General features: G+C 65.8%; 22 protein-coding genes. 4 read left to right on the top strand and 18 right to left on the bottom strand.

Annotation, left to right across the window (positions count from 1 at the left end; genetic code table 11):
- Positions 1-42: 42 nt before the first annotated feature.
- Positions 43-1,215: a cytochrome P450 gene (locus tag ACIBJI_RS14925; protein ID WP_364354721.1), complete on the top strand. Its 1,173-nt coding sequence runs from the start codon at positions 43-45 to the stop codon at positions 1,213-1,215.
- 163 nt (positions 1,216-1,378) lie between these two features.
- Here the strand turns inward: ACIBJI_RS14925 and ACIBJI_RS14920 are convergent, their stop codons facing one another.
- The 18 genes from ACIBJI_RS14920 to uraD form a co-directional block, all read right to left on the bottom strand.
- Entirely contained in the window at positions 1,379-1,981 is a 603-nt protein-coding gene (locus ACIBJI_RS14920) for a TIGR03086 family metal-binding protein (protein ID WP_397084528.1), read from the bottom strand.
- 353 nt (positions 1,982-2,334) lie between these two features.
- On the bottom strand, positions 2,335-3,261 hold the full coding sequence (locus ACIBJI_RS14915) for a DMT family transporter (RefSeq protein WP_364354715.1): 927 nt from the start codon (positions 3,259-3,261) through the stop codon (positions 2,335-2,337).
- A gap of 110 nt (positions 3,262-3,371) precedes the next feature.
- Positions 3,372-4,538 carry an allantoicase gene (alc, locus tag ACIBJI_RS14910; RefSeq protein ID WP_364354712.1) on the bottom strand — a complete coding sequence of 389 codons (1,167 nt, stop codon included), beginning with the start codon at positions 4,536-4,538 and terminating at the stop codon, positions 3,372-3,374.
- Positions 4,535-5,914, bottom strand: coding sequence for an allantoinase AllB (gene allB, locus ACIBJI_RS14905; protein ID WP_364354709.1), 1,380 nt, complete (start codon positions 5,912-5,914; stop codon positions 4,535-4,537). Before allB ends, alc begins: the two co-directional genes overlap by 4 nt.
- Before the next feature lie 19 nt (positions 5,915-5,933).
- Positions 5,934-7,370, bottom strand: coding sequence for a glycerate kinase (locus ACIBJI_RS14900; RefSeq protein WP_397084525.1), 1,437 nt, complete (start codon positions 7,368-7,370; stop codon positions 5,934-5,936).
- Positions 7,371-7,376: 6 nt separating this feature from the next.
- On the bottom strand, positions 7,377-9,152 hold the full coding sequence (gene gcl, locus ACIBJI_RS14895) for a glyoxylate carboligase (RefSeq protein WP_397084523.1): 1,776 nt from the start codon (positions 9,150-9,152) through the stop codon (positions 7,377-7,379).
- Positions 9,153-9,154: 2 nt separating this feature from the next.
- A complete protein-coding gene (locus ACIBJI_RS14890; protein WP_397084740.1) occupies positions 9,155-10,027 on the bottom strand; it encodes an NAD(P)-dependent oxidoreductase in 873 nt (290 codons plus the stop codon).
- A gap of 53 nt (positions 10,028-10,080) precedes the next feature.
- The gene (locus ACIBJI_RS14885; protein ID WP_396955307.1) at positions 10,081-10,884 is read right to left on the bottom strand and encodes a hydroxypyruvate isomerase family protein; all 804 of its coding nucleotides are present in this window, start codon (positions 10,882-10,884) and stop codon (positions 10,081-10,083) included.
- The gene (locus ACIBJI_RS14880) at positions 10,881-11,261 is read right to left on the bottom strand and encodes a gamma-glutamylcyclotransferase (protein ID WP_364354697.1); all 381 of its coding nucleotides are present in this window, start codon (positions 11,259-11,261) and stop codon (positions 10,881-10,883) included. The genes ACIBJI_RS14885 and ACIBJI_RS14880 overlap by 4 nt, the downstream gene beginning before the upstream one ends.
- A 189-nt stretch (positions 11,262-11,450) precedes the next feature.
- Positions 11,451-12,518 (bottom strand): XdhC family protein, encoded by a 1,068-nt coding sequence (locus ACIBJI_RS14875; protein ID WP_397084521.1) that lies wholly within the window; start codon positions 12,516-12,518, stop codon positions 11,451-11,453.
- 4 nt (positions 12,519-12,522) lie between these two features.
- The gene (locus ACIBJI_RS14870; protein ID WP_397084519.1) at positions 12,523-13,965 is read right to left on the bottom strand and encodes an NCS2 family permease; all 1,443 of its coding nucleotides are present in this window, start codon (positions 13,963-13,965) and stop codon (positions 12,523-12,525) included.
- A 131-nt stretch (positions 13,966-14,096) separates the two neighbouring features.
- Complete coding sequence (locus ACIBJI_RS14865) at positions 14,097-16,415, bottom strand: xanthine dehydrogenase family protein molybdopterin-binding subunit (protein WP_397084517.1); 2,319 nt, start codon at positions 16,413-16,415, stop codon at positions 14,097-14,099.
- 14 nt (positions 16,416-16,429) lie between these two features.
- Positions 16,430-17,815, bottom strand: coding sequence for an 8-oxoguanine deaminase (locus tag ACIBJI_RS14860; protein WP_397084515.1), 1,386 nt, complete (start codon positions 17,813-17,815; stop codon positions 16,430-16,432).
- Positions 17,812-18,282 carry a (2Fe-2S)-binding protein gene (locus ACIBJI_RS14855; protein WP_397084513.1) on the bottom strand — a complete coding sequence of 157 codons (471 nt, stop codon included), beginning with the start codon at positions 18,280-18,282 and terminating at the stop codon, positions 17,812-17,814. The genes ACIBJI_RS14860 and ACIBJI_RS14855 overlap by 4 nt, the downstream gene beginning before the upstream one ends.
- The gene (locus ACIBJI_RS14850) at positions 18,282-19,157 is read right to left on the bottom strand and encodes an FAD binding domain-containing protein (protein ID WP_397084511.1); all 876 of its coding nucleotides are present in this window, start codon (positions 19,155-19,157) and stop codon (positions 18,282-18,284) included. Before ACIBJI_RS14850 ends, ACIBJI_RS14855 begins: the two co-directional genes overlap by 1 nt.
- A gap of 2 nt (positions 19,158-19,159) precedes the next feature.
- Positions 19,160-20,035 carry a factor-independent urate hydroxylase gene (pucL, locus tag ACIBJI_RS14845; protein ID WP_397084509.1) on the bottom strand — a complete coding sequence of 292 codons (876 nt, stop codon included), beginning with the start codon at positions 20,033-20,035 and terminating at the stop codon, positions 19,160-19,162.
- Positions 20,036-20,038: 3 nt separating this feature from the next.
- Positions 20,039-20,338, bottom strand: coding sequence for a hydroxyisourate hydrolase (gene uraH / locus ACIBJI_RS14840; protein WP_397084507.1), 300 nt, complete (start codon positions 20,336-20,338; stop codon positions 20,039-20,041).
- The gene (uraD, locus tag ACIBJI_RS14835; RefSeq protein ID WP_364354670.1) at positions 20,335-20,847 is read right to left on the bottom strand and encodes a 2-oxo-4-hydroxy-4-carboxy-5-ureidoimidazoline decarboxylase; all 513 of its coding nucleotides are present in this window, start codon (positions 20,845-20,847) and stop codon (positions 20,335-20,337) included. Before uraD ends, uraH begins: the two co-directional genes overlap by 4 nt.
- A 193-nt stretch (positions 20,848-21,040) precedes the next feature.
- Between uraD and ACIBJI_RS14830 the strand changes: the two genes are divergently transcribed.
- The 3 genes from ACIBJI_RS14830 to ACIBJI_RS14820 all read left to right on the top strand — a co-directional run bounded on the left by ACIBJI_RS14830 (position 21,041) and on the right by ACIBJI_RS14820 (position 24,106).
- On the top strand, positions 21,041-22,510 hold the full coding sequence (locus tag ACIBJI_RS14830) for a PucR family transcriptional regulator (protein ID WP_397084505.1): 1,470 nt from the start codon (positions 21,041-21,043) through the stop codon (positions 22,508-22,510).
- Positions 22,511-22,518: 8 nt separating this feature from the next.
- A complete protein-coding gene (locus ACIBJI_RS14825) occupies positions 22,519-23,343 on the top strand; it encodes an alpha/beta fold hydrolase (protein ID WP_364354664.1) in 825 nt (274 codons plus the stop codon).
- Between the two features lie 154 nt (positions 23,344-23,497).
- Positions 23,498-24,106 (top strand): hypothetical protein, encoded by a 609-nt coding sequence (locus ACIBJI_RS14820; protein WP_364354661.1) that lies wholly within the window; start codon positions 23,498-23,500, stop codon positions 24,104-24,106.
- Positions 24,107-24,167: the final 61 nt, after the last annotated feature.

Genomic DNA, 24,167 nt, shown 5'->3' with positions numbered 1-24,167 from the left:
TTGCTGTGATCTCGTGCGGGGAAAGCACCGGATGATGGCGGCGTGACTTTGCTGATCTTCGATGCCGAGTTCGCCGCGAATCCATGGCCCACGCTGCGACGATTGCGCGAGGACGGTGGGGTGCATCGGGTCCGGACACCGGACGGCCCACCCGCCTGGTTGGTAACCCGATTCGCCGATGTTCGAGCCGGACTGCTCGACAATCGGCTCTCTACCCAACCACGCTATGCCGGGAAGACGGACTATCGCGGGTTCGTGGTACCGCCGCCGTTGGACCTCGGATTCCTGGAGAGCGAGCCGGAGGACCACGCTCGGCTACGGCGGGCCGTCACCGCCGAGTTGTCGCCCCGACGGCTCGCCGAATGGGCGCGCACGGCACCGGAATTGGTGTCGGCTTGTCTGTCGGGGGTGGAGACGGGCGTCGCGATCGATCTCATCGAGCGGTTCGCCGTTGCGCTGCCCGCGACCGTGCTCGGCGAGTTGCTCGGGTTGGCAGCGCCGGAGCGCGAGGCGTTACTGTGTTGGGCGCGTTCGACTTTGCTGCAAAGCGCGACTCCCCCGCGGGCTCGTGACACGCTGACGACCATGCGCTCCATCGTCATCGCGACCATCGAGGGGGCGCGGGGCGACAATGTGCTCGGGCGGCTGGTGCGTTCGAGTGCCGAGACCGGTTCGCCGAGTGGGCACGAGTTGGCCTCGATGATCTTCTATCTGCTGTTCGTCTGGTACGAAGTGCTCGTCGACCTGATCGCCGGATCCGCACTGGCGCTGCTCACTCACCCGGATCAACTCGCGGTGCTGCCCACCATGTCCGATACCCGACCGGCGGTGGACGAACTATTGCGCTACCTATCGCCGCAGGTGGTTTCCGGGCCGAGATTCGCCAGCACCGAACTCGATATCGCGGGGCACACCATCTGCTCTGGTGACACGGTGCTGTTGTGTCTGGCGTCGGCAAACCACGATCCGGATATCTTCGACAATCCGGACGATCTCGAGCTCACGCGCAGCAATAATCCGCAGTTGGGACTTGGGCACGGCGGACATGCATGTCTCGGCGCCGCGTTGGTTCGGACCATCTCCGGAGCCGTGTTGGAGACGCTGTTACTGGACGGCCGGGCTCCGACGCTTGCGTGTGATCCGCGAGATATCCAGTGGCGCTCTGGTTTTCGGCACCGTGGGCCGCTCGGCTTGCCTGTCGTGTTGCCTCGATAGCTCGACCCGCGAGCGGCGCTTCTCAGTCGCCGGGATCTTCTGTGCGTATCTGCCCCACCCGCAACACGGTATTCGTCGCAGGTCGACGACCTCGCCGTGTGTGCCCCGGCCGGCGCGGTCGAGACCGCCAGGCGCGTGCTCCCGACCTTCGGGTGGCTACCGATCAGTCCTGCGGCCCCGGTGACTTCCAAGACGGATCCCGGCCGAACCATCCCGCTAGCCGATCGTATGCGGGAGCGTCGGGCGGTACGGGCACCTCGAGGTCGAAAGCCTTATCCGGTCCGCGGAATTCCGGGCGCAGCATCTTGTGCGACCAGGCAAGTCCGTACTCGGCGACTTCCTGGTCGAGGTCGATGGTCTGGTTGGTCGCGCGGGCGAGATCCCAGGTGTGCATGGCCAATTCGGTGATCTGCTGGTCGGCTCGGCTGCGCAGAGGCGCTTCTGCGCCGCCCGGTACCGGAACCGGGCGTTCCAGGTCGGCCCGGTGCCAGACATCGAGAACTGGCGCGGCTGCCGCGCGGTACTCTGCCGTCCAGTTCGGGCTCAGCTCGGCGGGCGGCGCCGCCCAATCGGCCATCTCGCCACGCGCCGAATCCAGGAAATTCCGCAGGCTCTGCCCGATGACATGTCGCACGAGCGCCTGTACATTCCAGCCGACACAGGGTGTCGCCAGCGTCGCCTGCTCCGGCCGGATCGCCGCGATGACCTCACCCATCTGGGTCAGTGCGCGGTCCACGAGGTCCACGGTTGGGTCAACGGTGTTCACGCCTGTCGATTCTGCTCCGCGACCGCCGCGCACAACGCGGAACGCGCAACTCGGCCGACTACACCGATGCCCTCAGCGAGGAGCGGGTCGGCGGCCTCCAAATCAACGGACGCGATAAGGCGCGAGTGGGACCGGGTGACGGCGACACAGGCCTGGCACATGCCCTCAGCGCGGAGCGGGTTCGGCCGCCTCCGGATCAACGGACGCAGTAACACGCGACTCGGACCGAGTAACGGCGACACCAGCCAGGCACATGCCCTCAGCGCGGAGCAGGTTCGACGGGCTCCGGATCAACGGACGCAGTAACACGCAACTCGGACCGAGTAACGGCGACACCAGCCAGGCACATGCCCTCAGCGCGGAGCAGGTTCGACGGGCTCCGGATCAACGGACGCAGTAACACGCGACCGGGACCGAGTAACGGCGACACCAGTCAGGCAAAGGACACCGCCGAGGATGGTAAATGCGCCGGGCACCTCGTCCAGCGCGATCCACGACATCAGCACGACGAGCGCCGGGACCGCGTAGGTCGTCACGCCCATTTTCCCGGCTGTCGTGCGGGCGAGTGCGTAGGCCCAGGTAGTGAAGGCCAAAGCTGTGGGGAAAACGCCCAGGTACACCAAGCTCAGCGTCGACGACAGCGGTGCATCGGCGGCCTCGGTGACCAATTGCCAGGAGAACGGCAGGCACGCGACGGTTCCGATGACCGAGCCGAAAGTGACCACCTGCAATGCGGATGCGCTCGCGAGTGCCGGCTTCTGTGCGACGGTCGATGCGGCCCAGACGATAGCCGCGAGTAGGCACAGCACAACACCGAGCATCGCCGCGCCGCCGCCATCGGAGGTCGATAGCCCGACGACGATGGTTCCGGCGAACGACACGACCAGCCCGACCATCAGCCGGGCCGGAAATCCTTCCCGCAGGACCAATCCGCCGAGCACCGCGATCAGCACCGGACCGATGCCGACGACCATCGCCGCGGTCCCCGCATCGACATTCCGCTCACCCCAGTTCAACGCCACCATGTAGACGCCGAACCACAGCACCCCGGAAATCACTATGCCCGGCCACGCGGGCCGTGGCGGCAGGCCCGCGCCGCGGATGACCAGCACTGTCACCAGCGTGATCGATGCGGCGAGCAATCGCCCGAGCGCCAGCGCACCCGGTGAAAAATCGTGTCCCGCACTGCGGATGAAGACGAACGCCGAAGCCCACAGGACCACCGTCACGGCGGCGGCGACAATGGCTTGCCGCTCGACCGACCCATTCGCACGCACCATGGGGCCGAACCTAAATCAGTCGGTCGATATGTGCCAGCGGTTTTCGGACGCGGGCCGAGCCGGTCGGGCGGACAATCGATGGGGGCTCCGATCGTCCGCCCGACCAGCGACTACAACGCGAGCAACGCGTCGATCACGGCCGACGGCACCGCATCGGGGCTGGCAAAGGGACGTTCCGCCAGCAGCTTCCGTGCTTGGTCACGCGACAGCCCCCCATCGCTGATGAGTACCTGAAGTGCGTGTGCTTCGGGCAGAGCCGCGAGCCAGGCGAGGGTGTTGCCGACCAAGGTCTCGGGATCGATCTCGCCGTGGACCCGCAACCGGGCCACACCGCCGTCGGGGTACACATCGAGCCGGACGTGGGTGACCGGCGCACCGACTCCCGTCCGGAAGAAATGACGCGCATCCGGCTGCAACCGCGTGCGCGGCACCAATTCGGTCCACGACGACGGATCATTCAGGTCCGCGCCGGAATCGGCATCCGCACCACGCAGCACCGCCCAACCCGGCGCATTGCCGACATAATTCGAGGTATCGATTTCCACCCGCCGAATCGCCCCGCGCGCACCCAGCCGCACCGTGAGGTGATCATTGCCCGCATCGCGGCGACGCGCACCCTCCCACCCCTCGTCCATCTGCCGCGACCGGCCGGGCAGCAGGATATTGGTCGGGGCGGAAAAGAACATATTGGAGCAGTCGACCACGTCACCGCCGTGTTCCAGGGCGGCGAGATCGACGGTGCCACTGAGAAAACGGGGATCGGGCAGCGGCGTTCCATGGACACGGAAGCGGGCCACGCCACCGTCGGGGTAGATCGAGAGCCGGATGTGGGTGAAGCGGCGGTCGTCGGTGACCTCGAAGAAGTTGTCGGTATTGCCCGCGATATCCGACTTCGCGACCAATGTCACCCATTCGGCCCGCTGCAGTTCGGCCGGGGACGGCTGCCCCTCCACACTCGTCGCCTCGACCGAGGCGAAGGGCGGGTAATTGCCGATGAACCAGGAGGTATCGATGACGACACCGTGCACCCGGCCCGGCACACCGAGCCGGACGACCGCGTAGTCATTGCCGGTCTCACGACGACGACGCGTTTCCCAGCCGTCGTAGGTCTTGCCCTTGTGGCCGAAGTCCTCGGTGCTGAAAACCGCACGGCCGGGCCGGATCAGATTCTCCCGCTCGGCGAACAACTCGTCATTGGCGTAGACCACACTGCCCGCCAGCGCGCGGGAGGCGAGATCGGGCAGTCGGGTGAAGGCGGGGGCGGATTGATCGGTCATACTTCTCCTCGGGCCAGGAGCCGCCCCTGCGGCTCGTTATCGATATCGATTCGATTGCCGCGCAACCAGGTACTGCGGACCGCGCCAGCGAGGGGGCGGGCCGCGTACGGGGTGACGGCGTTCTTGTGATGCAGGCGATGTACGTCGACGACGAAGGCGTCACCGGGGGCAAAGACACAGAAATCCGCGTCGTAGCCCACCTCGATCGCGCCCTTGCAGCGCAGGCCCGCGTGTTCGGCGGGCGCTCGGCTCATCCAATGCGCGATATCGACCAGAGTGAATCCGCGCAGTCGCGCTTCGGTCCACACAGCCGAAAGTCCGAGCTGCAGTGAGGAAATGCCACCCCACGCTCTGGCGAAGTCACCGGTGTCGAAGCACTTCAGGTCGGCGGTCGATGGCGAGTGGTCCGAGACCACCATATCGATGGTGCCATCGCGCAACCCTTCCCAGAGCAATTCACGATTGCCGCTCTCGCGGATCGGCGGACAGCATTTGAATTGTGTCGCACCGTCCGGAATCTCCTCCGACGCGAACGACAGGTAGTGCGGACACGTCTCGGCGGTGATCCGGACGCCGTCGCGGCGGGCCGACGCGATCATCGGCAGTACATCCGAACTCGACACGTGCAGAATGTGCACGCGGCAGCCCGTCCACCTGGCCAGTTCGATTACCCGAGCGACGGCCAGATTCTCCGCACCGCGCGGGCGCGAACGCAGGAAGCCGGAGTACTTGTCCCCCTGTGGGATCGGCGCGTGTTCGACAGCGTGCGCGTCCTCGGCGTGCACGATGAGCAAGCCGTCGAACGAGCGGATTTCCCGCATGGCCAGTTCCAGCTGGCCGGCGTCCAGTGCCGGGAATTCGTCGACGCCGGAGTGCAGCAGAAAGCATTTGAAACCGAAGACACCGGCGTCTTGCAGCCGGCGCAGATCTGCCACATTTCCAGGAATCGCTCCGCCCCAGAATCCGACATCGACGTACACCCGGTCCCGCGCGGTCTCGCGTTTCACCTCTAGCGCGGCGAGATCGCAGGTCGGCGGAATGCTGTTGAGCGGCATATCGATAATGGTGGTGACACCGCCCGCCGCGGCCGCCTTCGTCGCGCTCGGGAAACCCTCCCATTCGGTACGGCCGGGATCGTTGACGTGCACGTGCGCATCCACAATGCCGGGCAGCAGCACCTCGTCGGCGGCCAGTTCGACGACCGTTTCAGCGATCAGGGTGGAGTCCGGCGGCTCGATCGCCACGATCCGGCCGTCGCGCACGCCGATCGAGCCGCCGGTCTCCCCCGTCGTCCCGATGATCCGCTCCGCACGGATCACCAGGTCCAGGTGCGCGGGAACCGGTGAGATCGTCTGAATCTCAGAGCTTTTCCGCATCACACAACTCCATCGGAAATCATCGGAATCTCCCGTCGAATGTCCTTGCGCCGCCGCTAACTCGGTAGGTGGCCGCGACAATGTCATCGGCCAGGTCCGCTACACGCCGCTCCGGAGAGGCACCCTGAGCGGCGTGGCCTGCAGCCCCTTGGCCCGTAGCGGACTCCGACGACAGGTGCCCGGCAGACGGCCACTCGGCCGTGGCCGCCCCGGCGGCGTGGTCTGGAGACACCTGATCCGTGGCGACCTCCGGCGACTGGTGCCCAACAGAGGGCCGCCCGGTCGAGAGATCTGGCGGCAGGTGCTCGGCAGACGGCCGCTCCGCCGTGGGATCCGGCGGCAGGTGCTCGGCGGCAATCTGCACACCCAGCCGCTCGAGCAGCAGCTCCCCCTCCGCGAAGCAGCGCGCGATATCGGGTTCGATATCGGCCAGGGCGTATGCGGCCGAAAACCCCGCATCATGCAATCGCTCGGCGGGCAGCCTGTTCCGGCCACAGACAGCGACGACCGGGACGCCCGCAAACCCAGCGGCAGTAGCGACACCAGCCGGTGCCTTGCCGTACAGGGTCTGCTCGTCGAGCATGCCCTCCCCGGTCACCACCAGATCCGCATCGGCCACGCGCTCGGCGAAACCGACCAGCTCCAAAACCAATTCGATTCCGGGACGCAGCCGAGCACCGAGCACCGCGACGGCCACGAACCCGACCCCGCCCGCCGCACCGGCACCCGCGCGATAACGCAGATCGTTGCCGGTGGCGACCGCGACACGATCCGCCCAGAGGGTGAGCGCCGAATCCAGCTCCGCCACTTGGTTACCGTCGGCACCCTTTTGTGGACCATAGACGGCGGCTGCACCGCGCGGACCGGTGAGCGGATTGTCGACATCGCACGCGACGGTGATCTCGACCCCGACCAGCCGTTCCCGCACAGATGCGAGGTCGATCGTGTGCAGCCCCGCCAATGCCGCACCGCCGTCACCGATTTCGGCTCCGTCGGCATCGAGCAGCCGAGCACCGAGTGCCGCGAGCAGCCCGGCACCACCGTCGGTCCCCGCACTGCCGCCGATGCCCAGCACCACCCGACGGCAGCCCGCATCGATGGCCGCGGCGATGACCTCGCCGGCGCCGCGGCTGGTGGCCGTCGTCGGTGCGAACTTTCCGCCTGGTAGTCGCACGAGCCCGGATACGTCCGCCAGTTCCACGACGGCGATATCGTCGCGGCGGGCATACGCCGTGCACACCGGTTCGCCGGTGGGTCCGGACGCGGTCACCAGGACCGCCTCGAAACCCGCGGCCAATGCGGCGGCGACGGTGCCGTCCCCGCCATCCGCGATCGGCACCACCGACACCTCGGCACCGGGCCGGAGGCGGTGGATACCGGCGCGGACAGCGGCACCGACCTGCGCCGCGGTCAGCGACCCCTTGAACTTGTCGGACGCGATCAGGACTCGAGTCATGGCGGCTCAGTCCAGCCGTGCGGTCGCGGTCGGGACGTCGGCCGCGGACTGCGCGAGCTCCTCGAATTCGACGATATTGTCGATCTCGAGTCCCATCGAAACATTCGTCACCCGTTCGAGGATGACCTCGACGATTACCGGCACCCGGAATTCGGTCACCAGCTTCTTCGCCTCATCGAGGGCCGAACCGATCCACGCCGGATCGAATACCCGAATCGCCTTGCAGCCCAGGCCTTCCGCGACCTTGACGTGGTCGACGCCGTAGCCGGCGAGCTCCGGGCTGTTGATATTGTCGAAAGCGAGCTGCACGTAGTAGTCCATGTCGAACGCGCGCTGCGCCTGACGAATCAGGCCCAGATACGAATTGTTCACCACCACATGGATGTACGGGATATTGAACTGCGCGCCGACAGCCAATTCCTCGATGAGGAATTGGAAGTCGTAGTCACCCGAGAGCGCGACCACGGTGGCATTCGGATCGGCCGTCGCGACACCGATGGCCGCGGGTACCGTCCAGCCCAGCGGTCCGGCCTGCCCCGCATTGATCCAGTGCCGCGGCCGGTAGACGTGCAGCAGCTGCGCCGCCTGGATCTGCGACAGACCGATAGTGCTGACGTAGCGCGCATCGGGCCCGAACGCCTTGTTCATCTCCTCGTATACGCGCTGCGGCTTGATCGGTTTATCGTCGAAGTGCGTCTTGCGCAGGCCCACCCGTTTCCGGTTGCGGCACTGCTCGGCCCACACATTGCGATCGGGCAACTCCCCGGCCGCGTCGAGTTCGCGCGCGACCTCGACGAAGACGCGCAGTGCGGCACCCGCATCGGAGGTGATGCCGTAATCCGGTGCGAATACGCGACCGATCTGGGTCGGCTCGATATCGACGTGCACGAAGGTGCGATCCTTGGTGTAGGTCTCCACACCGCCGGTATGCCTGTTGGCCCAACGGTTTCCGATGCCGAGCACGAAATCGGATTCGAGCAGGGTGGCATTGCCGTACCGGTGCGAGGTCTGCAGTCCGACCATGCCCGCGTGCAGCGCGTGATCGTCGGGAATCGTGCCCCAGCCCATCAGCGTCGGCACCACCGGAACACCGGTGAGTTCGGCGAATTCGACCAGCGCCGCCGCGGCATCGGCATTCACGATGCCGCCACCCGCGACGATCAGCGGCCGCTGCGCCGCATTCAACATGTCGATGGCCTTGACCGCCTGTGCCCGCGTCGCGGCCGGGCGGTGCACCTCGAGCGGCTGGTAGGTCTCGATATCGAACTCGATTTCGGCGAGCTGCACATCGATCGGCAGATCAATCAGGACCGGCCCCGGCCGCCCCTCCCGCATCAACTGGAAGGCTTTCTGGAAGGTCCCCGGTACCTGTGCTGGTTCGAGCACAGTCACCGCCCACTTGCTCACCGGTGCGGCAATGGCGGCGATATCGACCGCCTGGAAGTCCTCCTTGTGCAGCTTGGCCACCGGCGCCTGACCGGTGATGCACAGGATCGGTATCGAGTCCGCGCTGGCGGAATACAGGCCGGTGATCATATCGGTGCCCGCAGGCCCCGAGGTGCCGATGCAGACACCGATATTGCCCGCCGCCGCCCGGGTGTACCCCTCGGCCATATGCGAGGCGGCCTCGACGTGACGGGCAAGCACATGTTTGATACCGCCGTGTGCGCGCATCGCGCTGTAGAAGGGGTTGATCGCGGCACCTGGCAGACCGAATGCCTGTGTCGCACTTTCCTTTTCGAGAATCAGAACGGCAGCATCCACCGCGCGCATGCGTGTCATGGTCAGCTCTCCCGGCCCGAGAGCGCCTCGGTCACCTTCAGCAGACCCGAGTGGTCCAGTGAGCCGTGACCCATCGCGCGGGCTGCGGCGATCAACTGCGCGGTCAGCGCACCCATCGGGATCGACACCTCGGCGTCGCGGGCGGCCTGCAGGATGATGCCCATATCCTTGTGGTGCAGGTCGATTCGGAAGCCGGGCTTGAAGTCCCGCTTCAGCATGGAGGCGCGCTTGAGGTCGAGGATCTTGCTGCCCGCGAGCCCGCCTGCCAGCACATCGAGGCCCTTCTCGGCATCCGCGCCCAGGTTTTCCATCAGCAGGATCGCCTCGGCCACCAGCGCGTAGGTGCCACCAACGACGAGCTGGTTAGCGGCCTTGACCACCTGACCTGCACCGTTCGGACCGACCAGCGCGAAGGTCTTGCCGACCGCCTCGAAAATCGGTGTGGCCGCGGCGAAGTCGGCCTCGTTACCGCCGACCATGATCGACAGCGCGGCATTGATCGCGCCCGGCTCACCGCCGGAGACCGGAGCGTCGAGCACCCGCAGGCCCTTCTCTGCGCCCTTCTCGGCGGTCCAGCGAGCGGTCTTGGGCGTGATGGTGGAGAAGTCGATGTACAGCGTGCCGGGCGCGGCGTGCACCAGCACATCGGCGAAGACCGCCTCGACATGCTCGTCCTGCGGCAGCATCGTGATGACGATGTCCTTCTCCCGCACCGCTTCCGCGACACCGGATGCTGCCGAACCGCCCGCCGCCTTCAGCTTTTCGAGTCCGGTGGGTCCGATGTCGTAACCGGTCACCTCGTGCCCGGCGGCGACGAGGTGACCCGCCATCGGGCTGCCCATGATCCCCAGGCCGACAAAACCGATCTTGTTCACGGCTTCGCCGTGCCCAAGGGGCGCTGTGTCTTTGATTCGCTCGCTACGCTCGCTCATGCCATCCACTTCCAATCCAGCTCGGGGTCTTTGTATTCGAGGCCGATCCAGCCGTCGTAGCCGATCTCGGCCAGGGTTTCGAAGAGCGCGGCGAAATCGAGTTCGCCGGTGCCGGGACGGCCGCGGCCCGGATTGTCGGCGATCTGGACGTGGCCCAGCTGCGCCGCGTGCGTGCGGATCACGGAGTGCAGGCCCTCGCCCATGCGGGCTAGGTGGTACAGGTCGCAAAGGAACCGCACATTGGGTTCACCGGTCTGCTCGATGACCTGCCCGGCGTGTGCGGCACTCACGATCGGATAGTGCGGCGACTCAAAGGCATTCAGTGCCTCCAGCAGAACGGTTGCGCCGATCGCATCGGCCGCCTGCGCGGCCAGGCTCAAGTTCTCCAGTGCGAGTTCGTCCTGCTTCTGCGGGCTCTCGCCCCCGACGCGATTGCCGTAGAGGGCATTCAGCGCGCGGCAGCCGGTCTCCTCGGCGATACCGACGGCGACATCGATATTGTCCCGGAACCGGGTGACCTCACTCGGAACCGAGACCAGACCACGCCCGCCCAGCGGGATCAGGTCGATGAAGTTCAGACCGACCAATTCCACACCGGCATCGTGGATCGCGCGCACGAACACATCGATCTCCTTATCGCCCGGCGTCGGATCCTCGCCGAACGGCCACCAGAATTCGACTGCGTCGAATCCGGCCTGCTTTGCCGCGGCGGGGCGTTCCAGCAACGGGAGATCGGTGAACAGGATCGAACAATTGACATCGAATTTCGGGAAGGCGACGCCCCCGGCCTGATTATTCATTCAGCTCCTTGACGGTATTGCTGCCAGCTGCCGATGGCGGTGATATCGATCAACTCCGGATACGAGGTCGGCGCGCGGCGCAGCAGCATCGACAACACCGAACGGCCGTCGGCGAGTTCGATCGCGCCGAGTTCGAGTTCGGGTGGTTCGGCAGGCAGCAGCCGCCGCCGCAGCACTTCCATGGAGATGTCGAAGAGTTCACCGGAGATCGAATCGCCGCCGTCAGCGACGGGATCCAGGCCCGGGAACCGATCGCCGACCGAATAGAAACGGTAGCGCGGCGCCGTTTTCGCTGCACCGGCGAAAGGCGCGCCGTCGAGCAGATGATTGAGCGGTCCGCCGCGCATGGCGGAGCCATTCAGAAATATCAACGGCATTCGGTGAATCCTTTGTTCGCAATTTCGTCAATTATGTGGGCCGACCGCAGTGTCGGAATAGCGGCGATTAGCCCGAAGCCGATCGGATATCCCGAAGTCGATTTCGTAGGATGCTCCAGCCGCAGCATCGGTGCCGAAGCCGCGCGCCCCCGCGTACCGGGTGTACGGATGCACGGCGGCGTGCGCGGCTCACCAGACCGGGAGCAGGTCCCGGTGGATCGGTCCGCCGGTGGCGGTCAGCGGTTGAGCCGAGCCGCCGCGGCGCACCGCGACGATCTCGGCGGCGATTGATACCGCCGTCTCCTCCGCGGTCCGCGCGCCGAGATCCAGCCCGATCGGTGAATGCAATCGGGCCAGTTGCGATTCCGTCATACCGGCGGCCCGCAGCCCGGCCATGCGGTCCCCGTGGGTGCGACGGGACCCCATCGCGCCCACGTAGGCCACCGGCAGCCGCAGCGCAACCTCTAACAACGGAATATCGAATTTGGCATCATGGGTGAGCACACACAGCACCGTGCGCGAATCAACCTGTGTGCGTGCGAGATACCGGTCCGGCCACTGCACGACGATCTCGTCGGCGTCCGGAAAACGCGCGCGCGTGGCGAATACCGGGCGGGCATCGCAGACGGTGACGTGATATCCGAGAAAGCGGCCGATCCTGGTTACGGCGGCCGCGAAATCTATTGCGCCGAAGACGATCATGCGCGGCGGCGGTACATACGATTCCACGAAGACGGCGACTTCGACTGCACCACAACCGATCTCGCGCACGCCGGTGGCGCCGGTATCGAGCATCGCCATGGCCTCGGCCACGACTACCTCGTCGAAGGCGGCGCCGACGGTCCACCAGGACCCGATCGCCATGGCCGCACCGGTTTTCAGATCCCTTACCAGTGTCACCGCCTCGTCGGTGCGCAAGATCGCCTCGATGGCGACACGTTCGACCTCGGTGATCCGCTGGACGAAGACCTCGAGTTCGCCGCCGCAGGTCAGTCCGACCGCGAAGGCGTCATCGTCGCTGTATCCGAAGATTTCGCGCACCGGTTGTCCGGTGCGCAGGACCGCACGGCAGAGTTCGTAGACCGCCCCCTCGACACAGCCACCGGAAATGCTTCCGATGACATTGCCGTCGGCGTCGACCGCCAGCGCCGCGCCGGGCGGCCGAGGGGCACTTCCCGTGACGCCGATGACGGTGGCCACGGCGTAATCCTTCTGCACCGCATGCCACTTCAGAAGTTCTGCCGTGAGGTCGCGCATGGTGCTATCCGCCCAGGAGTAGTTCGATGGCCGAGATGCCGAAGTAACCGGCGAACACCAGGCTCACCACCCCGATCAGCCAATGGATTTCACGGAATTTGCCGCGGGCCAGCTTGATCACCACGTACGTGATCAGGCCCGCGCCGACACCGTTGGTGATGGAGTAGGTGAACGGCATCAGCACGATGGTCAGGAAGGCGGGCACCGCCACCTCGAGATCGTTCCAATCGATCTTGCGGGCCTGGGTCATCATCAGCGCACCGACGATAACCAGCGCCGGTGCGGCGGCCTGGATCGGCACCACAGCCGCCAGGGGGGTGAAAAATACTGCGAGGCAGAACAGTCCACCGGTCACCACGCTGGTCAGTCCGGTGCGGGCGCCCTCACCGACACCCGTCGCGGATTCGACGTACACGGTGTTCCCGGCGCCACCGCTGATGCCGCCGATGACCTGGGAGATGCCGTCGATGGTCAGCACCTTGCCGATGCCCGGCATGGTGCCCTGCTCATCGAGCAGTCCGGCCTCGTCGCAGACGCCGAAAACTGTGCCCATGGCGTCGAAGAACCCGGTCAGCACCAGGGTGAACAGCACGACTCCCGCGACCAGCCCGCCCGCCTCGGCGAAACCGCCGAAGAGGTCGATATTCAGCGCCAACCCGAAATCGGGTGCCGCGAAGAATCCCTTCGGCTGCTCCGGCACCACCGGCCCCCAGGTCTGCGGGTCGATCTTCGCCAGTGCGTTGACGATAATGGCGAGCACCGTCGAGATGGCGATGCTGATCAGAATCGCACCGGGCACCTTGCGGATGAACAGCGCCAGCATCACCAGCAGCCCGACCGCGAAAACCACTACGGGCCAACCGGATAGATGACCATCGGCGCCGAGGGTGACCGGCGGACCGGTCTGCGCGCCATGCCCGACCACCCCGGCCGAGACCAGTCCGATCATCGCGATGAACATGCCGATCCCGACGCCGATCGCATTCTTGAGACCGAGCGGGATGGCATTGATGATCATCGTCCGCAGTCCGGTCGCGGCCAGCACCACGATGATCACGCCCATCAGCACGACCAAACCCATGGTCTGCGGCCAAGTCATATGCGGTGCCGCCTGGAAGGCGACCACCGGGACCACACCGAGCCCGGCGGCGAGCGCCAGCGGCACATTGCCCGCGACGCCCATCAGGATGGTGCTGAGTCCCGCGGAAAACGCGGTGGCCGTGGTGAGTTGGGCGATGCTCAGCTTGTCACCGTTGACATCCGCGACGCCGCCGAGAATCAACGGCACCAAGAGGATGACGTAGGCCATGGCGACGAAAGTGGTGACACCGCCACGGATTTCACGGGAGACGGTGGTTCGGCGTTCGCTCAGCCGGAAGTACCGGTCGAGCGCAGACCTTCCTGCTACCGGCTCTGGTGTGCTGGGCTTGGTCTGAATCTGGGTCATTGGCGTGCCCTCCTCGGGGCGTAGCCGACCTACGGTCCGGCCGCTGTCCTTTCGGACCGGCCGGACCGCATGGTTCGGGTACTGCTGTTGTGGAGTCTGTCCGGTCCACTGGAACCGGCTGCCCCTGTTGATCAACTGCTCCGGATGATGTCTTCCGGTCGCACCGGCACTCGGTTGATGTGCACGTTTCCACCCCGCGATCGGCAGGCGTCACGGATCGCCGCGGCGATCGCGGGGGTAGAGGAGAGCGTGGGCGGCTCTCCGGCGCCGCGCAGCCCGTAGGGGGCGTGCGGATCGGCATTTTCGAGAATCTCCAGCCGCTGTGACGGCGTATCGAGAATCGTCGGGATCAGATAGTCGGTGAAGGACGGATTGCGCACCTTACCGTCTTTTACCTGGATTTCCTCCATGACCGCCAGCCCGAGCCCCTGTACGGAGCCGCCGTGGATCTGGCCCTCCAGGGACAGGCGGTTCATGATCTTGCCAACGTCCTGGACCGCGTCCAGGGAGACGACCTTGACCAGGCCGAGGTCTGTATCCACGTCCACCACCGCGCGGTGTACGCAGAGAGCCAGCTGGGTGTGGCTATTGCCTTGTCCCGTAACGGAATCCATGCCCGTCGTCGGCCGGTGGTGGTACTCGCGGGTCTCTTCGATAACCCCCTCATCCAGGACATCGACGATCGCCGCGAGCACCTCCCCCGTGCGCGAAACCACCTTGCCGCCGACCAGTCGCAGTCCCGACGAGGCGCCGAACTCGGCCTGGGCCAAGGCGAGTACGCGCTGGCGCACGGCTTCACAAGCCGCCTTCACCGCGCCACCGGTCATATAGGTCTGCCGGGAGGCGGACGACGAACCCGAGTCGCCGACCTGGTTGTCAGCCGGGTGAATGGTGACCCGCTCGATACCGAGTTCGGTGCGCGCGATCTGCGCCTCGACCGTCACCAGTCCCTGACCGACCTCGGCGGCCGCGGTGTGCACCAGCGCAACCGGTTCTCCGGCAATGACTTCCAGCCGCACCCGAGCCGTCGAGTAGTCGTCGAAGGCCTCGGAGAAGCAGATGTTCTTGATGCCGACGCCGTAACCGACACCACGCACCACACCTTCGCCGTGCGTCGTCTGCGATGCGCCGCCGGGCAGGTTCCGGATATCCGAGGCGTCCAGCTCGGGGGGCATCGGCATGTCCCGCAGCTGCCCGAGCATTTCGGCCATCGGCGTCGGCGCGTGCAGCACCTGACCGGTCGCCAGCTTCGAACCCTGCGACACCGCATTGATCTGGCGCACGTGCACCGGATCGAGATCCAGCGCCTCGGCGACCTTGTCCATCATCGACTCGTGTGCGAAACAGGCCTGCACCGCACCGAATCCGCGCATCGCACCGCACGGCGGGTTATTGGTGTAGATGCCGTACGCGTCGATCTCGATATGCGGAATCTCATACGGCCCCACCGCGAGCGAGGACGCGTTACCGGTGACATTCAGCGTCGCCGAGGTGTACGCGCCACCGTCGAGGACGATGAGAACCTTTGCGTAGGTGAGCTTTCCGTCATTATTGGCACCATATTCGTAGAGCATCTTCGCCGGGTGCCGGTGCACGTGCCCGAAGAACGACTCCTCGCGGTTGTACATCATCTTGACGGGCTTGCCGGTGTGCATGGCCAGCATGCCCGCGTGGATCTGCATGGACAGGTCCTCGCGGCCACCGAAGGCTCCGCCGACACCGGCCATGGTCATGCGGATCTGGTCGTCGGCGAGGCCGAGGCAAGGCCCGATCTGGGACAGATCATTGTGCATCCACTGCGTGGCGACGTAGAAGTCGAGCCCGCCGTCTTCCGCCGGAATCACCAGGCCGGATTCGGGGCCGAGGAATGCCTGGTCCTGAATGCCGACCTCGAATTCCTCGGTGATCACCACGGTGGCCAGTGCGCGGCCCACGGTGATATCGCCGACTCGCACCGGCTGATGCCGGGCGATACCGCCGCGCTCCTGCACCGCGAGCCGTTTCGGGGCGGAGAGCACCGCCATCGGATCGGTGATGGGCTCCAATACCTCCCAGTCGATTTCGATGGCGTCGAGGGCGCGCCGAGCGATCTCGGGGTGGTCGGCGGCGACCAGGGCGATGGGCTCACCGTGGTGGCGCACCTCGCCGATGGCGAGGACCGGCTGGTCCCAGGTGTGGTCGAGGCCGTACATCTTGCGGCCGGGCACATCCTCATGGGTGAGTACGGCGTGCACACCGGTCATGACCAGTGCTGGCGCGATATTGATACTGCGGATGATCGCGCGCGGATGCGGGCTGCGCAGCGTCGCACCCCAGAGCATGCCGTCCATCCAGAGATCGGAGGCATAAGCGAACTCGCCTTTGACCTTCAGTGTGCCATCGGGGCGCAGCGGGCTCTCGCCGATGCCGCCCTTACCGGGTGCGGCAACCTCTTTCGGAAAGCGAGTCATCCGTGGGACAGTCATCATGCCTCCTGTCGCATTAGCCGTTGCCGGGCCGCGACACCAGCCCCGCCGACGACATCCTGTGCGACGGTGCGCAATTCGTCGTTCTGCACGACGGTGCGCCCGCCGACGAGCAGCCGGGCCAGTGGCGGTGTCGGTCCGAAAACCAAGGAGCAGACCGGATCCTCGATCGCCGAGCGGAAACCGTCGACCCGCCAGATGGCGAGGTCGGCGAGCTTGTCGGGTTCGATACTCCCGATCTCGTTGTGGCGGCCGAGATTACGGGCGCCGCCCAAGGTGCCGATCTCGAGCGCCTGGCGCGCGGTGAAAGCGGTCGGGCCGTTGACCGCGCGCTGGAACAGCATGGCCTGACGCATTTCGCCCGCCATGGAGGTCAGCTCACTCGACGCCGCGCCGTCCACGCCGAGACCGACCGGCGCACCGGCGGCCACCAGATCGCTGACGCGGGCGATACCCGCACCGAGTCGGGCGTTGGAGCTGGGACAATGTGCCGAGCCGCTGCCGGTTTCGGCGAAACGCCGGATATCGGCATCGTGCAGATGCACCGCGTGCGCGAACCAGACGTCCTCGCCGAGCCAGCCCAGCTTTTCCATGTATTCGACCGGCGTGCAGCCCATCTGTTCGATGCAGTGCTCTTCCTCGTCGAGCGTTTCGGCGAGATGGGTATGCAGCCGAACACCTTTGGCGCGCGCCAGCGTCGCGGAATCGATCATCAGACCCTCGCTCACCGAGAACGGCGAGCACGGTGCGACGGCGACCCGCAGCATCGAGTCGAACGAAGGATCGTGGTACTTATCGATGACTTCCGCAGTGTGCGATAGGATTTCGTCGCGGCTCTCGACCACCTCGTCCGGCGGCAGACCACCGTCCTTCTGCCCGCGGTCCATGGAGCCGCGGCACGGGTGGAAGCGCAGGCCGATCTCACTCGCCGCGCGTACCTCGGCCTCGAAGAGATCGCCGCGCCCCTTCGGGAAGATGTAGTGGTGGTCGCTGCTGGTGGTGCAGCCGGTCAGTGCCAGCCAACCCAGCCCGGCGGCGGCGGCGCCGTAGACGACGTCGGCGTCCATGCGCGCCCAGGTGCGATAGAGACCGGTCAGCCATTCGAACAGGGTGGAATCCTGGAACAGTCCCTGGCTCGCCCACTGGTAGAGATGGTGGTGGGTGTTGACCAGGCCCGGTGTCACCAAACAGCCTGTACCGTCGATCTTTTCGGCACCCGGGACGATCGGTGCCGGTCCCGCGCCGAGGGCTTCGATGCGGCCATCGGAGATGACTACGTATCCGGACGCGATCTCGACACCGACGACCGGCGCGATATAGGCGTTCTCGATGACAGTCTGCCGACCGCCACCCCGCACGGAATCGCTACACGATGCTGTACTCATTGGTCCGCCTTACGTGCCGCGGCCAGGCGCACCGCGTCGAGGATCTTCTCGTATCCCGTGCAGCGGCAGAGATTTCCGGCGAGCGCCTCGCGGATCTCCACATCGGAGGGATCGGGATTGCGTTCTATGAGATCGTGCGCCTGCACGATGAGACCCGGTGTGCAGAAACCGCATTGAACCGCACCGGCCTCGACGAAAGCCTCCTGCATCGGATCCAGTCTCGCGCCGTTGGCCAGGCCCTCGACGGTGCGCACCGAGCGATCCCGCACCTGGCCCGCGGCAACCAGGCAGGAACACACCGGAGTGCCGTCCAAATAGACTGTGCACGAACCACATTCACCTTGCTCACAGGCGTTCTTGGAGCCGGGCAGGCCCATGCGCTCGCGCAGCATATATAGGAGGCTCTCGCCTTCCCACACATCATCGACGGTCTCTTGCGAGCCGTTCACGTCGAAGGTCACACGCATCAGGCTGCCCTCCTTCTTTCTGCTAGGTAGTCCGTCCACGCCCAGGACAGGGTGCGGCGGGCCAGCACCGTCAGAGCGTGTTTGCGGTATTCCGCGGTGCCTCGAACGTCATCAATCGGCTTGGCGGCGGCCGAGACCAGCTCACCGAATTCCCGGACGAGCTCGAATGGCAACGGGGCCGGGTCATCCCAGTCCAGCGCATCGGCGAGGAGCTGCTCGGCCGGTGTCGCGCGCAGCGGCGTCGGTCCGGCGGATCCGATGCCGGTTCCGACCGTGCGGGTATCGGGGTGCAATGCGATCGAGAATGCGCAGACCGCGATGACCATGGCATTGCGCGTGCCGACCTTGGAGAAGTACTGGGGCCCGGTCGCGGGCGCGATCCGGATGGCGCGGATCAGCTCGTCGGGCTCTAGGGCGTTCTGCTTCACCCACACGTAGAAGTCATCGATCGGGATCAGGCGAGTGCCGCGCGCGGTCGACTCCACCTCGATCACCGCATTGCCCGCCAGCAGTGCGGGGTGGGCGTCACCGGCAGGGGAGGCACCGCCGAGATTGCCGCCGACGGTGCCGCGATTGCGGATCTGCGGCGAACCGACCGTGCGCGAGGCCTGCGCCAGGCCGGGCAGCTGCTGGTTGAGCCGGTTGATGATGCGCACATACGGGACACCCGCGCCGATTCGGATCCAGCCGTCGGGCTCGGTCGAGTAATCGAACAGATCGCGACAGCGGTTGAGATCGAGCAGTGCCGCGGGCCGGCCGTGGTCGAAGTTCATCTCGACCATGACATCGGTGCCGCCCTGGATGGGTTCGGCCTCCGGATTGGCAGCCTTCAGCTCCAGCGCCTCGGCCCAGGTATCGGGTTGTAGGAAATCCATCGTCACTCCCAAGCCGGTCCGGGCGCGGGAGCGTCCTCGGTGAGTACAGTGCCCTCGATCAGGCCGTAGGGGCGGTCGGCGGCGACGAACACCTCGTTGTCGTTCTCCAGTCCGAATCCGGACAGATCCACGACGAAGTGGTGCCTATTGGGCAGCGACAGCCGGACCTCGCAGACCTCCGGGACCGCGCTGATCACACGGTCGCCCATGGCATAGAGCGTCTGCTGCAGCGAGTAGCTGTAGGTGTCGGCGAATGCCTCGAGCAGCGCACCGCGAACCTCGCGATAGGCCTTGTCCCAGTCTCCGGGCTCAGTCGCGAAACGCCACTGCGCATTGACCTCGGTGGCCAGTACGCGGTCGTAGGCCTCCTGCAGCGTCGTGTACTTGTCCTTGATGTAGCCGTGGAATTCCGAACCGGTGGAGTTGAGTACCACCAGACCCGTCAAACCCGAAACCACCCAGGCATTTTCGCCGTCGTAATGCACCCGCGAGGTGCGCGTCTCCTGGCCGGAGCGTACGAACGAATACTGCTTGTCGCCGGGTCCGACCACGATGCGCTCCCAGGCGTACTCCTGTAGGGAGACGCGCGCGTGGTGGATGGGCGGCTGGGAATCGACGAAATGCCGTGCCAGCAAAAGACCGAACGCTTCCGGCGAGGTGATGCCGTATTCCTTGGCGAAGGCGAATACCGTGTTCTTCTGGGTGTCGGTCGGCAGGACCGTCGCGTTGTCACCGGTCAGGTGGACCTCGTCCATATCACCGGATAACGCCACACCGACGTTCAGATCCCGGATCTCGTGGACACCACCGGTTTTCCGCACCCGGACGACCCGGTTTTCCGCTTTGCCGTATCTATTCGGCCCGAGCTTGATCGACATGGTTCAGCTACCTCGGTAGGTCGAGTAGGAATAGGGACTGAGCAGCAGTGGCACGTGGTAGTGCTCGGCTGGGTCGGTGACGCGGAAGTCGATGGTCACCGTCGGATAGAACGGACTGAGGTCACCGGTTTCGAAAATCAAACGGTGGATACCGAATTCGGGTGCGGGCAAATCGTTGATGCGCCCGTCGTCGTCGGTGCGGCGCTCGGCGAGCACGGTGCCGTCCGCCTTCTCGAGCCGCACCGGCAGCCCCGCCGCCGGACGACCGCTCGCCGCATCCAGCACATGGGTGGACAGACTCACCTGTCCTCCAACAGCTTTCGGAGTCGCAGCCGGGTGATATCGGCGAGTTCGCGTTGGGTCGTGATGCGTTCACCTTCGGCGGTATTCGCCAAGCGCCTGCGCAGTTCGGCGCGGATCTGCTCGGCGCAGCGGCCTGCGGCGCGGATCAGGAAGACGTGTCCGAACCGCTGCTCATAGGCCAGGTTGCCGGCGGCGATGTCATCGAGTGTCTGCTGGTCGGCGCTCGCCGTGCCGGACTGCTCACCGGCGGACCATTTCGCCTCGCGCTCGTGTGTGCCCGCCTTCGCCCGGTCGCCGATGCGTGGATGCGTGGAAAGCGCCTCCTCGATATCGGGCCAACTCAGCTCACCTACCCCGGCGACCGCGGCGGCCATCAGGCTCGTGCTGTCCACATAGGGCCGGTGCGCCGCCACCTTCCGTGCCCAGACGTGTGAGGCGCAGCAGGTCAGCAGTTCCGCCTCGGCCTGGTCCGGAGGCAGCGAGTTGAGCCATCCGATCTCACCGGACATCCGATCTCCCATCGAGCTTGTTATGTGCTGGGAGTAAGTACACCCGCCGCACATCCGCGCTGCTAGGACCCAGAAATCCGAAGTGTGGGACAGTTCACACGGGCTCGTTTGTGTGAATATCCAAAGCGTCGCCGGGTGGGCACGAGCTGGGCTGTTAGCCTCGGCAACTGTGCGACTTAGATCACTTCTGACCATGGATCTCGGTCTCGAGCTCGTCACCGGCGAAGAAGAGCTCGACCGCTTCGTGCGCTGGGTAGTGACCACCGACATGCTCGATCCGAGTCGTTACCTCTCCGGCGGCGAACTGGTACTGACCGGGCTGCAGTGGCGGCTTGCCCCAGCGGACAGCGAAACCTTCGTGCGGGCGCTGGCCCAGGCCGGCGTCGCCGGACTCGCCGCCGGCGACGCCCGTTACGGTGGCGCGCCGCCCGATGTCGTCGAGGCCTGTCAGCGGCATCGGATACCGCTGTTCCGTGTCCGGGAGGACATCGCATTCGCCCAGGTCACCGAGACATTGACCCGCAATCTGTCCACCGGGCGCGCCGCCGATCTGACCGCCATCCTCGACCGCCACCGCCAGCTCGTCTCGGGTACCGGACTTGGCTCGGTGCTGGAGCTGATCGAACGCGATCTCGGCATGCGCTGCTGGGTCGTCGCGTCCACCGGACGAGTGGTGGCCGGACCCGCCGCACCCCCGCCGGTCGAGGTCACGGCCGCCTTCCTGAATGCCCGCCGCCTCCCCCACGTGCTGGTCCAGAACAAGGCGCGCTACTCGCTGTTCGCCGTCGACGAGCACAGCACCTCCCGCGCCGCCGACTGGTTGCTGGTCTTCGAAGGCGACTTCAAGGACTGGCCGGAGGAACGTCGCGCCCTGACCGGCGAACTCGCCGCCGTGGTGTCGCTCGAGCGCGCCCGACTCGACGATCGCCAGAGCGCCGAGGGCCGGCTCGCCCAAGAACTCATCGAACTGATCGTCTCCGATGCCAAACCCGCCGAGATCATTTCCCGCCTGGAACTGACCGGTCTCGGTCCGGCGGACACCTATATCGCGGTCGCAGCTGGCGCAGATGCCTTGCGCCCCGGGGAATTACGCGTTCTACTGCGCGAAATCCTCTACGGCAAAAGGCCTGCCGCAGGTGTAGTTGATGGCGAAGCCATCGCTCTGATTCCCGCGGACGGCACGGCAATCAGCGAAATCCACCGCGCGGTAACCGCTTTGGAGCCCGGACTACACGGCGCTCACCTATCGATCGGGGTCAGCGGCATCGTCGACGGCGAAGGCCTGCGCGGCGCTGTCGAAGAAGCCCGCTACGCCCGCCGCCTGGCCGCCGACCGCCCCGCCCCCACCAGCGTCGTCGGCCACGACGAACTGGCCACCCATATGCTCCTGCTGGCCAGCGTTCCCGACGAAGTCCGGCGTATGTTCCGCCTGCGCCTGCTCGACCCGTTGAGCAGCTACGACCAGGAAAACCGCGCCGATCTCGTGCACACCTTGGAAACCTTCCTCCAGGTCTCCGGCTCGTGGACCAAATGCGCTGAGCTACTTCATGTTCACGTGAATACCTTGCGCTACCGTATCCAACGCATCGAAGAACTCACGGGCCGCGATCTGTCCCGCCTCGAAGACCGCGTCGACTTCTTTCTCGCCCTCGCCCTCCGCTGAAGGAACCCATGGACAGCACTGATCTATACATCCCGACTCGGCTCGGCACCCTGCACGTCGTCACAACCGGGCACGGCGATCCGCTCATGATGTGGCCGAGCCTGCTGATGGACGCCGCTCTCTGGGACGCTCAGGTCGCCCACTTCGCCGAGAACTACCAGACCATTGCGGTGGACCCACCCGGCCACGGAAAGTCCACTCCACTCACCCGCGGCTTCACCTTCGACGACTGCGCGGGCTGTGTGGTCGACATCCTCGACCACCTCGAACTGCCACGGACACACTTCATCGGAAACTCCTGGGGCGCGATGATCGGCGGCACCTTCGCCGCCGAATTTCCCGACCGCGTCCGATCCGCCATCTTGATGAACGGCACGGCCTCACCGGCCCCGACCGGCCAGCGACTGCAGTACGCGGCGCTGCTGGTCCTCATCCGAATCCTGCGTGGCATCCGCCCGCCGATCACCCGTTCGGTAGTGCGCGCCTTCCTTGGACCGACCACCGAAGCCACGCGTCCCGATGTCGTGCGCCGGGTCCTGGAAACCGCCCGCCGCAATGACCCGAAATCGGTTGCGCACGCCGTCCGATCCGTAGTGATCGAGCGACCGGATCAACGCGACCGCTTCGCCGCGATCACCTGCCGCACGCTGGTCGTCGGCGGCCGCGAAGATCGCACCTTTCCGGTGCCCGAACTCGAAACCATGGCTCGGTCGATTCCCGGCGCGGAGCTGGCGGTTATCGAGGATGCCGCGCACCTTGCCGCCGCCGAGATCCCGGAGGTCGTCAATCAGTTGGTCGAAACCTTCCTGACCAACTGCGCCCGAGCACGCTGATTCGCACCGGTCTTGCGTATGGCTGCACCACGGCGAACCATTAGCTGTGCGGTGGCCGCGTTCGCGGGCCGAGCGGTCCGAGCATCCTCGGTGGACCACGACGCGTCAGCCTCGCTATAGAGCGGAGTGATCCCCTCCGCATTAGGAGGACTCGATGTTCATCCAAGTTATTCAAGGAAAGGTTGCCGACGCCGATCGGCTGCGTCGGTGTATGGATCGGTGGATCGAGGATTTGCAGCCGGGAGCCGTCGGCTATCTCGGGACGACGAGCGGGTTGTGCAATGACGGGACGTTCATCGCATTGGCGAGGTTCGAATCCGAAGAAGCGGCGCGGCGCAACAACCAGCGTCCGGAGCAGGGCAAGTGGTGGGCCGAGACCGAGCAGTGCTTCGACGGACCGGTGCAGTTCATGGATTGCCCCGAGGTGACACAGTGGCTGGGCGGTGGCTCGGATCAGGCCGGGTTCGTCCAGGTCATGGAGGGCCACACCCGCAATCCACGGCGCATGCGCGAACTGCTCGCCGAAGGCACCGAGCGCATCCACGAACTGCGCCCCGAAATTCTCGGCGGCACCTTGGCGACATATGGCAGCGACGGTTACGTCGAGGCCGTCTACTTCACCTCCGAAGCCGAGGCCCGCGCCCACGAAAAGCTGGAGATTCCAGACGATCTACGCGCCCTGTTCGAGGAGGAAAGCCAACTCATGGGCGAAGTCGAATACTTCGACCTACACGAACCGAGGCTGGTCTCCCCCGGCCGCTGACACGAGCGGTCGCATACCCAGTGATCCCCCGCGCACAGGCCACCGTGCGAGGCGTTCACTG

This window comes from Nocardia sp. NPDC050408 (genome assembly GCF_044458905.1).
In the GTDB taxonomy this organism is placed as follows: domain Bacteria; phylum Actinomycetota; class Actinomycetes; order Mycobacteriales; family Mycobacteriaceae; genus Nocardia.
This window is presented reverse-complemented; position numbering and strand designations above follow the sequence as displayed.

Bases quoted from the DNA above. Each gene is read 5' to 3' on its own strand.
- ACIBJI_RS14915 (WP_364354715.1), bottom strand. From the start codon at position 3,261: ATGGTGCGTGCGAATGGGTCGGTCGAGCGGCAAGCCATTGTCGCCGCC.
- alc (WP_364354712.1), bottom strand. From the start codon at position 4,538: ATGACCGATCAATCCGCCCCCGCCTTCACCCGACTGCCCGATCTCGCC.
- allB (WP_364354709.1), bottom strand. From the start codon at position 5,914: ATGCGGAAAAGCTCTGAGATTCAGACGATCTCACCGGTTCCCGCGCAC.
- ACIBJI_RS14900 (WP_397084525.1), bottom strand. From the start codon at position 7,370: ATGACTCGAGTCCTGATCGCGTCCGACAAGTTCAAGGGGTCGCTGACC.
- gcl (WP_397084523.1), bottom strand. From the start codon at position 9,152: ATGACACGCATGCGCGCGGTGGATGCTGCCGTTCTGATTCTCGAAAAG.
- ACIBJI_RS14885 (WP_396955307.1), bottom strand. From the start codon at position 10,884: ATGAATAATCAGGCCGGGGGCGTCGCCTTCCCGAAATTCGATGTCAAT.
- ACIBJI_RS14880 (WP_364354697.1), bottom strand. From the start codon at position 11,261: ATGCCGTTGATATTTCTGAATGGCTCCGCCATGCGCGGCGGACCGCTC.
- ACIBJI_RS14875 (WP_397084521.1), bottom strand. From the start codon at position 12,518: ATGCGCGACCTCACGGCAGAACTTCTGAAGTGGCATGCGGTGCAGAAG.
- ACIBJI_RS14870 (WP_397084519.1), bottom strand. From the start codon at position 13,965: ATGACCCAGATTCAGACCAAGCCCAGCACACCAGAGCCGGTAGCAGGA.
- ACIBJI_RS14865 (WP_397084517.1), bottom strand. From the start codon at position 16,415: ATGACTCGCTTTCCGAAAGAGGTTGCCGCACCCGGTAAGGGCGGCATC.
- ACIBJI_RS14860 (WP_397084515.1), bottom strand. From the start codon at position 17,815: ATGAGTACAGCATCGTGTAGCGATTCCGTGCGGGGTGGCGGTCGGCAG.
- ACIBJI_RS14855 (WP_397084513.1), bottom strand. From the start codon at position 18,282: ATGCGTGTGACCTTCGACGTGAACGGCTCGCAAGAGACCGTCGATGAT.
- ACIBJI_RS14850 (WP_397084511.1), bottom strand. From the start codon at position 19,157: ATGGATTTCCTACAACCCGATACCTGGGCCGAGGCGCTGGAGCTGAAG.
- pucL (WP_397084509.1), bottom strand. From the start codon at position 20,035: ATGTCGATCAAGCTCGGGCCGAATAGATACGGCAAAGCGGAAAACCGG.
- uraD (WP_364354670.1), bottom strand. From the start codon at position 20,847: ATGTCCGGTGAGATCGGATGGCTCAACTCGCTGCCTCCGGACCAGGCC.
- ACIBJI_RS14830 (WP_397084505.1), top strand. From the start codon at position 21,041: ATGGATCTCGGTCTCGAGCTCGTCACCGGCGAAGAAGAGCTCGACCGC.
- ACIBJI_RS14825 (WP_364354664.1), top strand. From the start codon at position 22,519: ATGGACAGCACTGATCTATACATCCCGACTCGGCTCGGCACCCTGCAC.
- ACIBJI_RS14820 (WP_364354661.1), top strand. From the start codon at position 23,498: ATGTTCATCCAAGTTATTCAAGGAAAGGTTGCCGACGCCGATCGGCTG.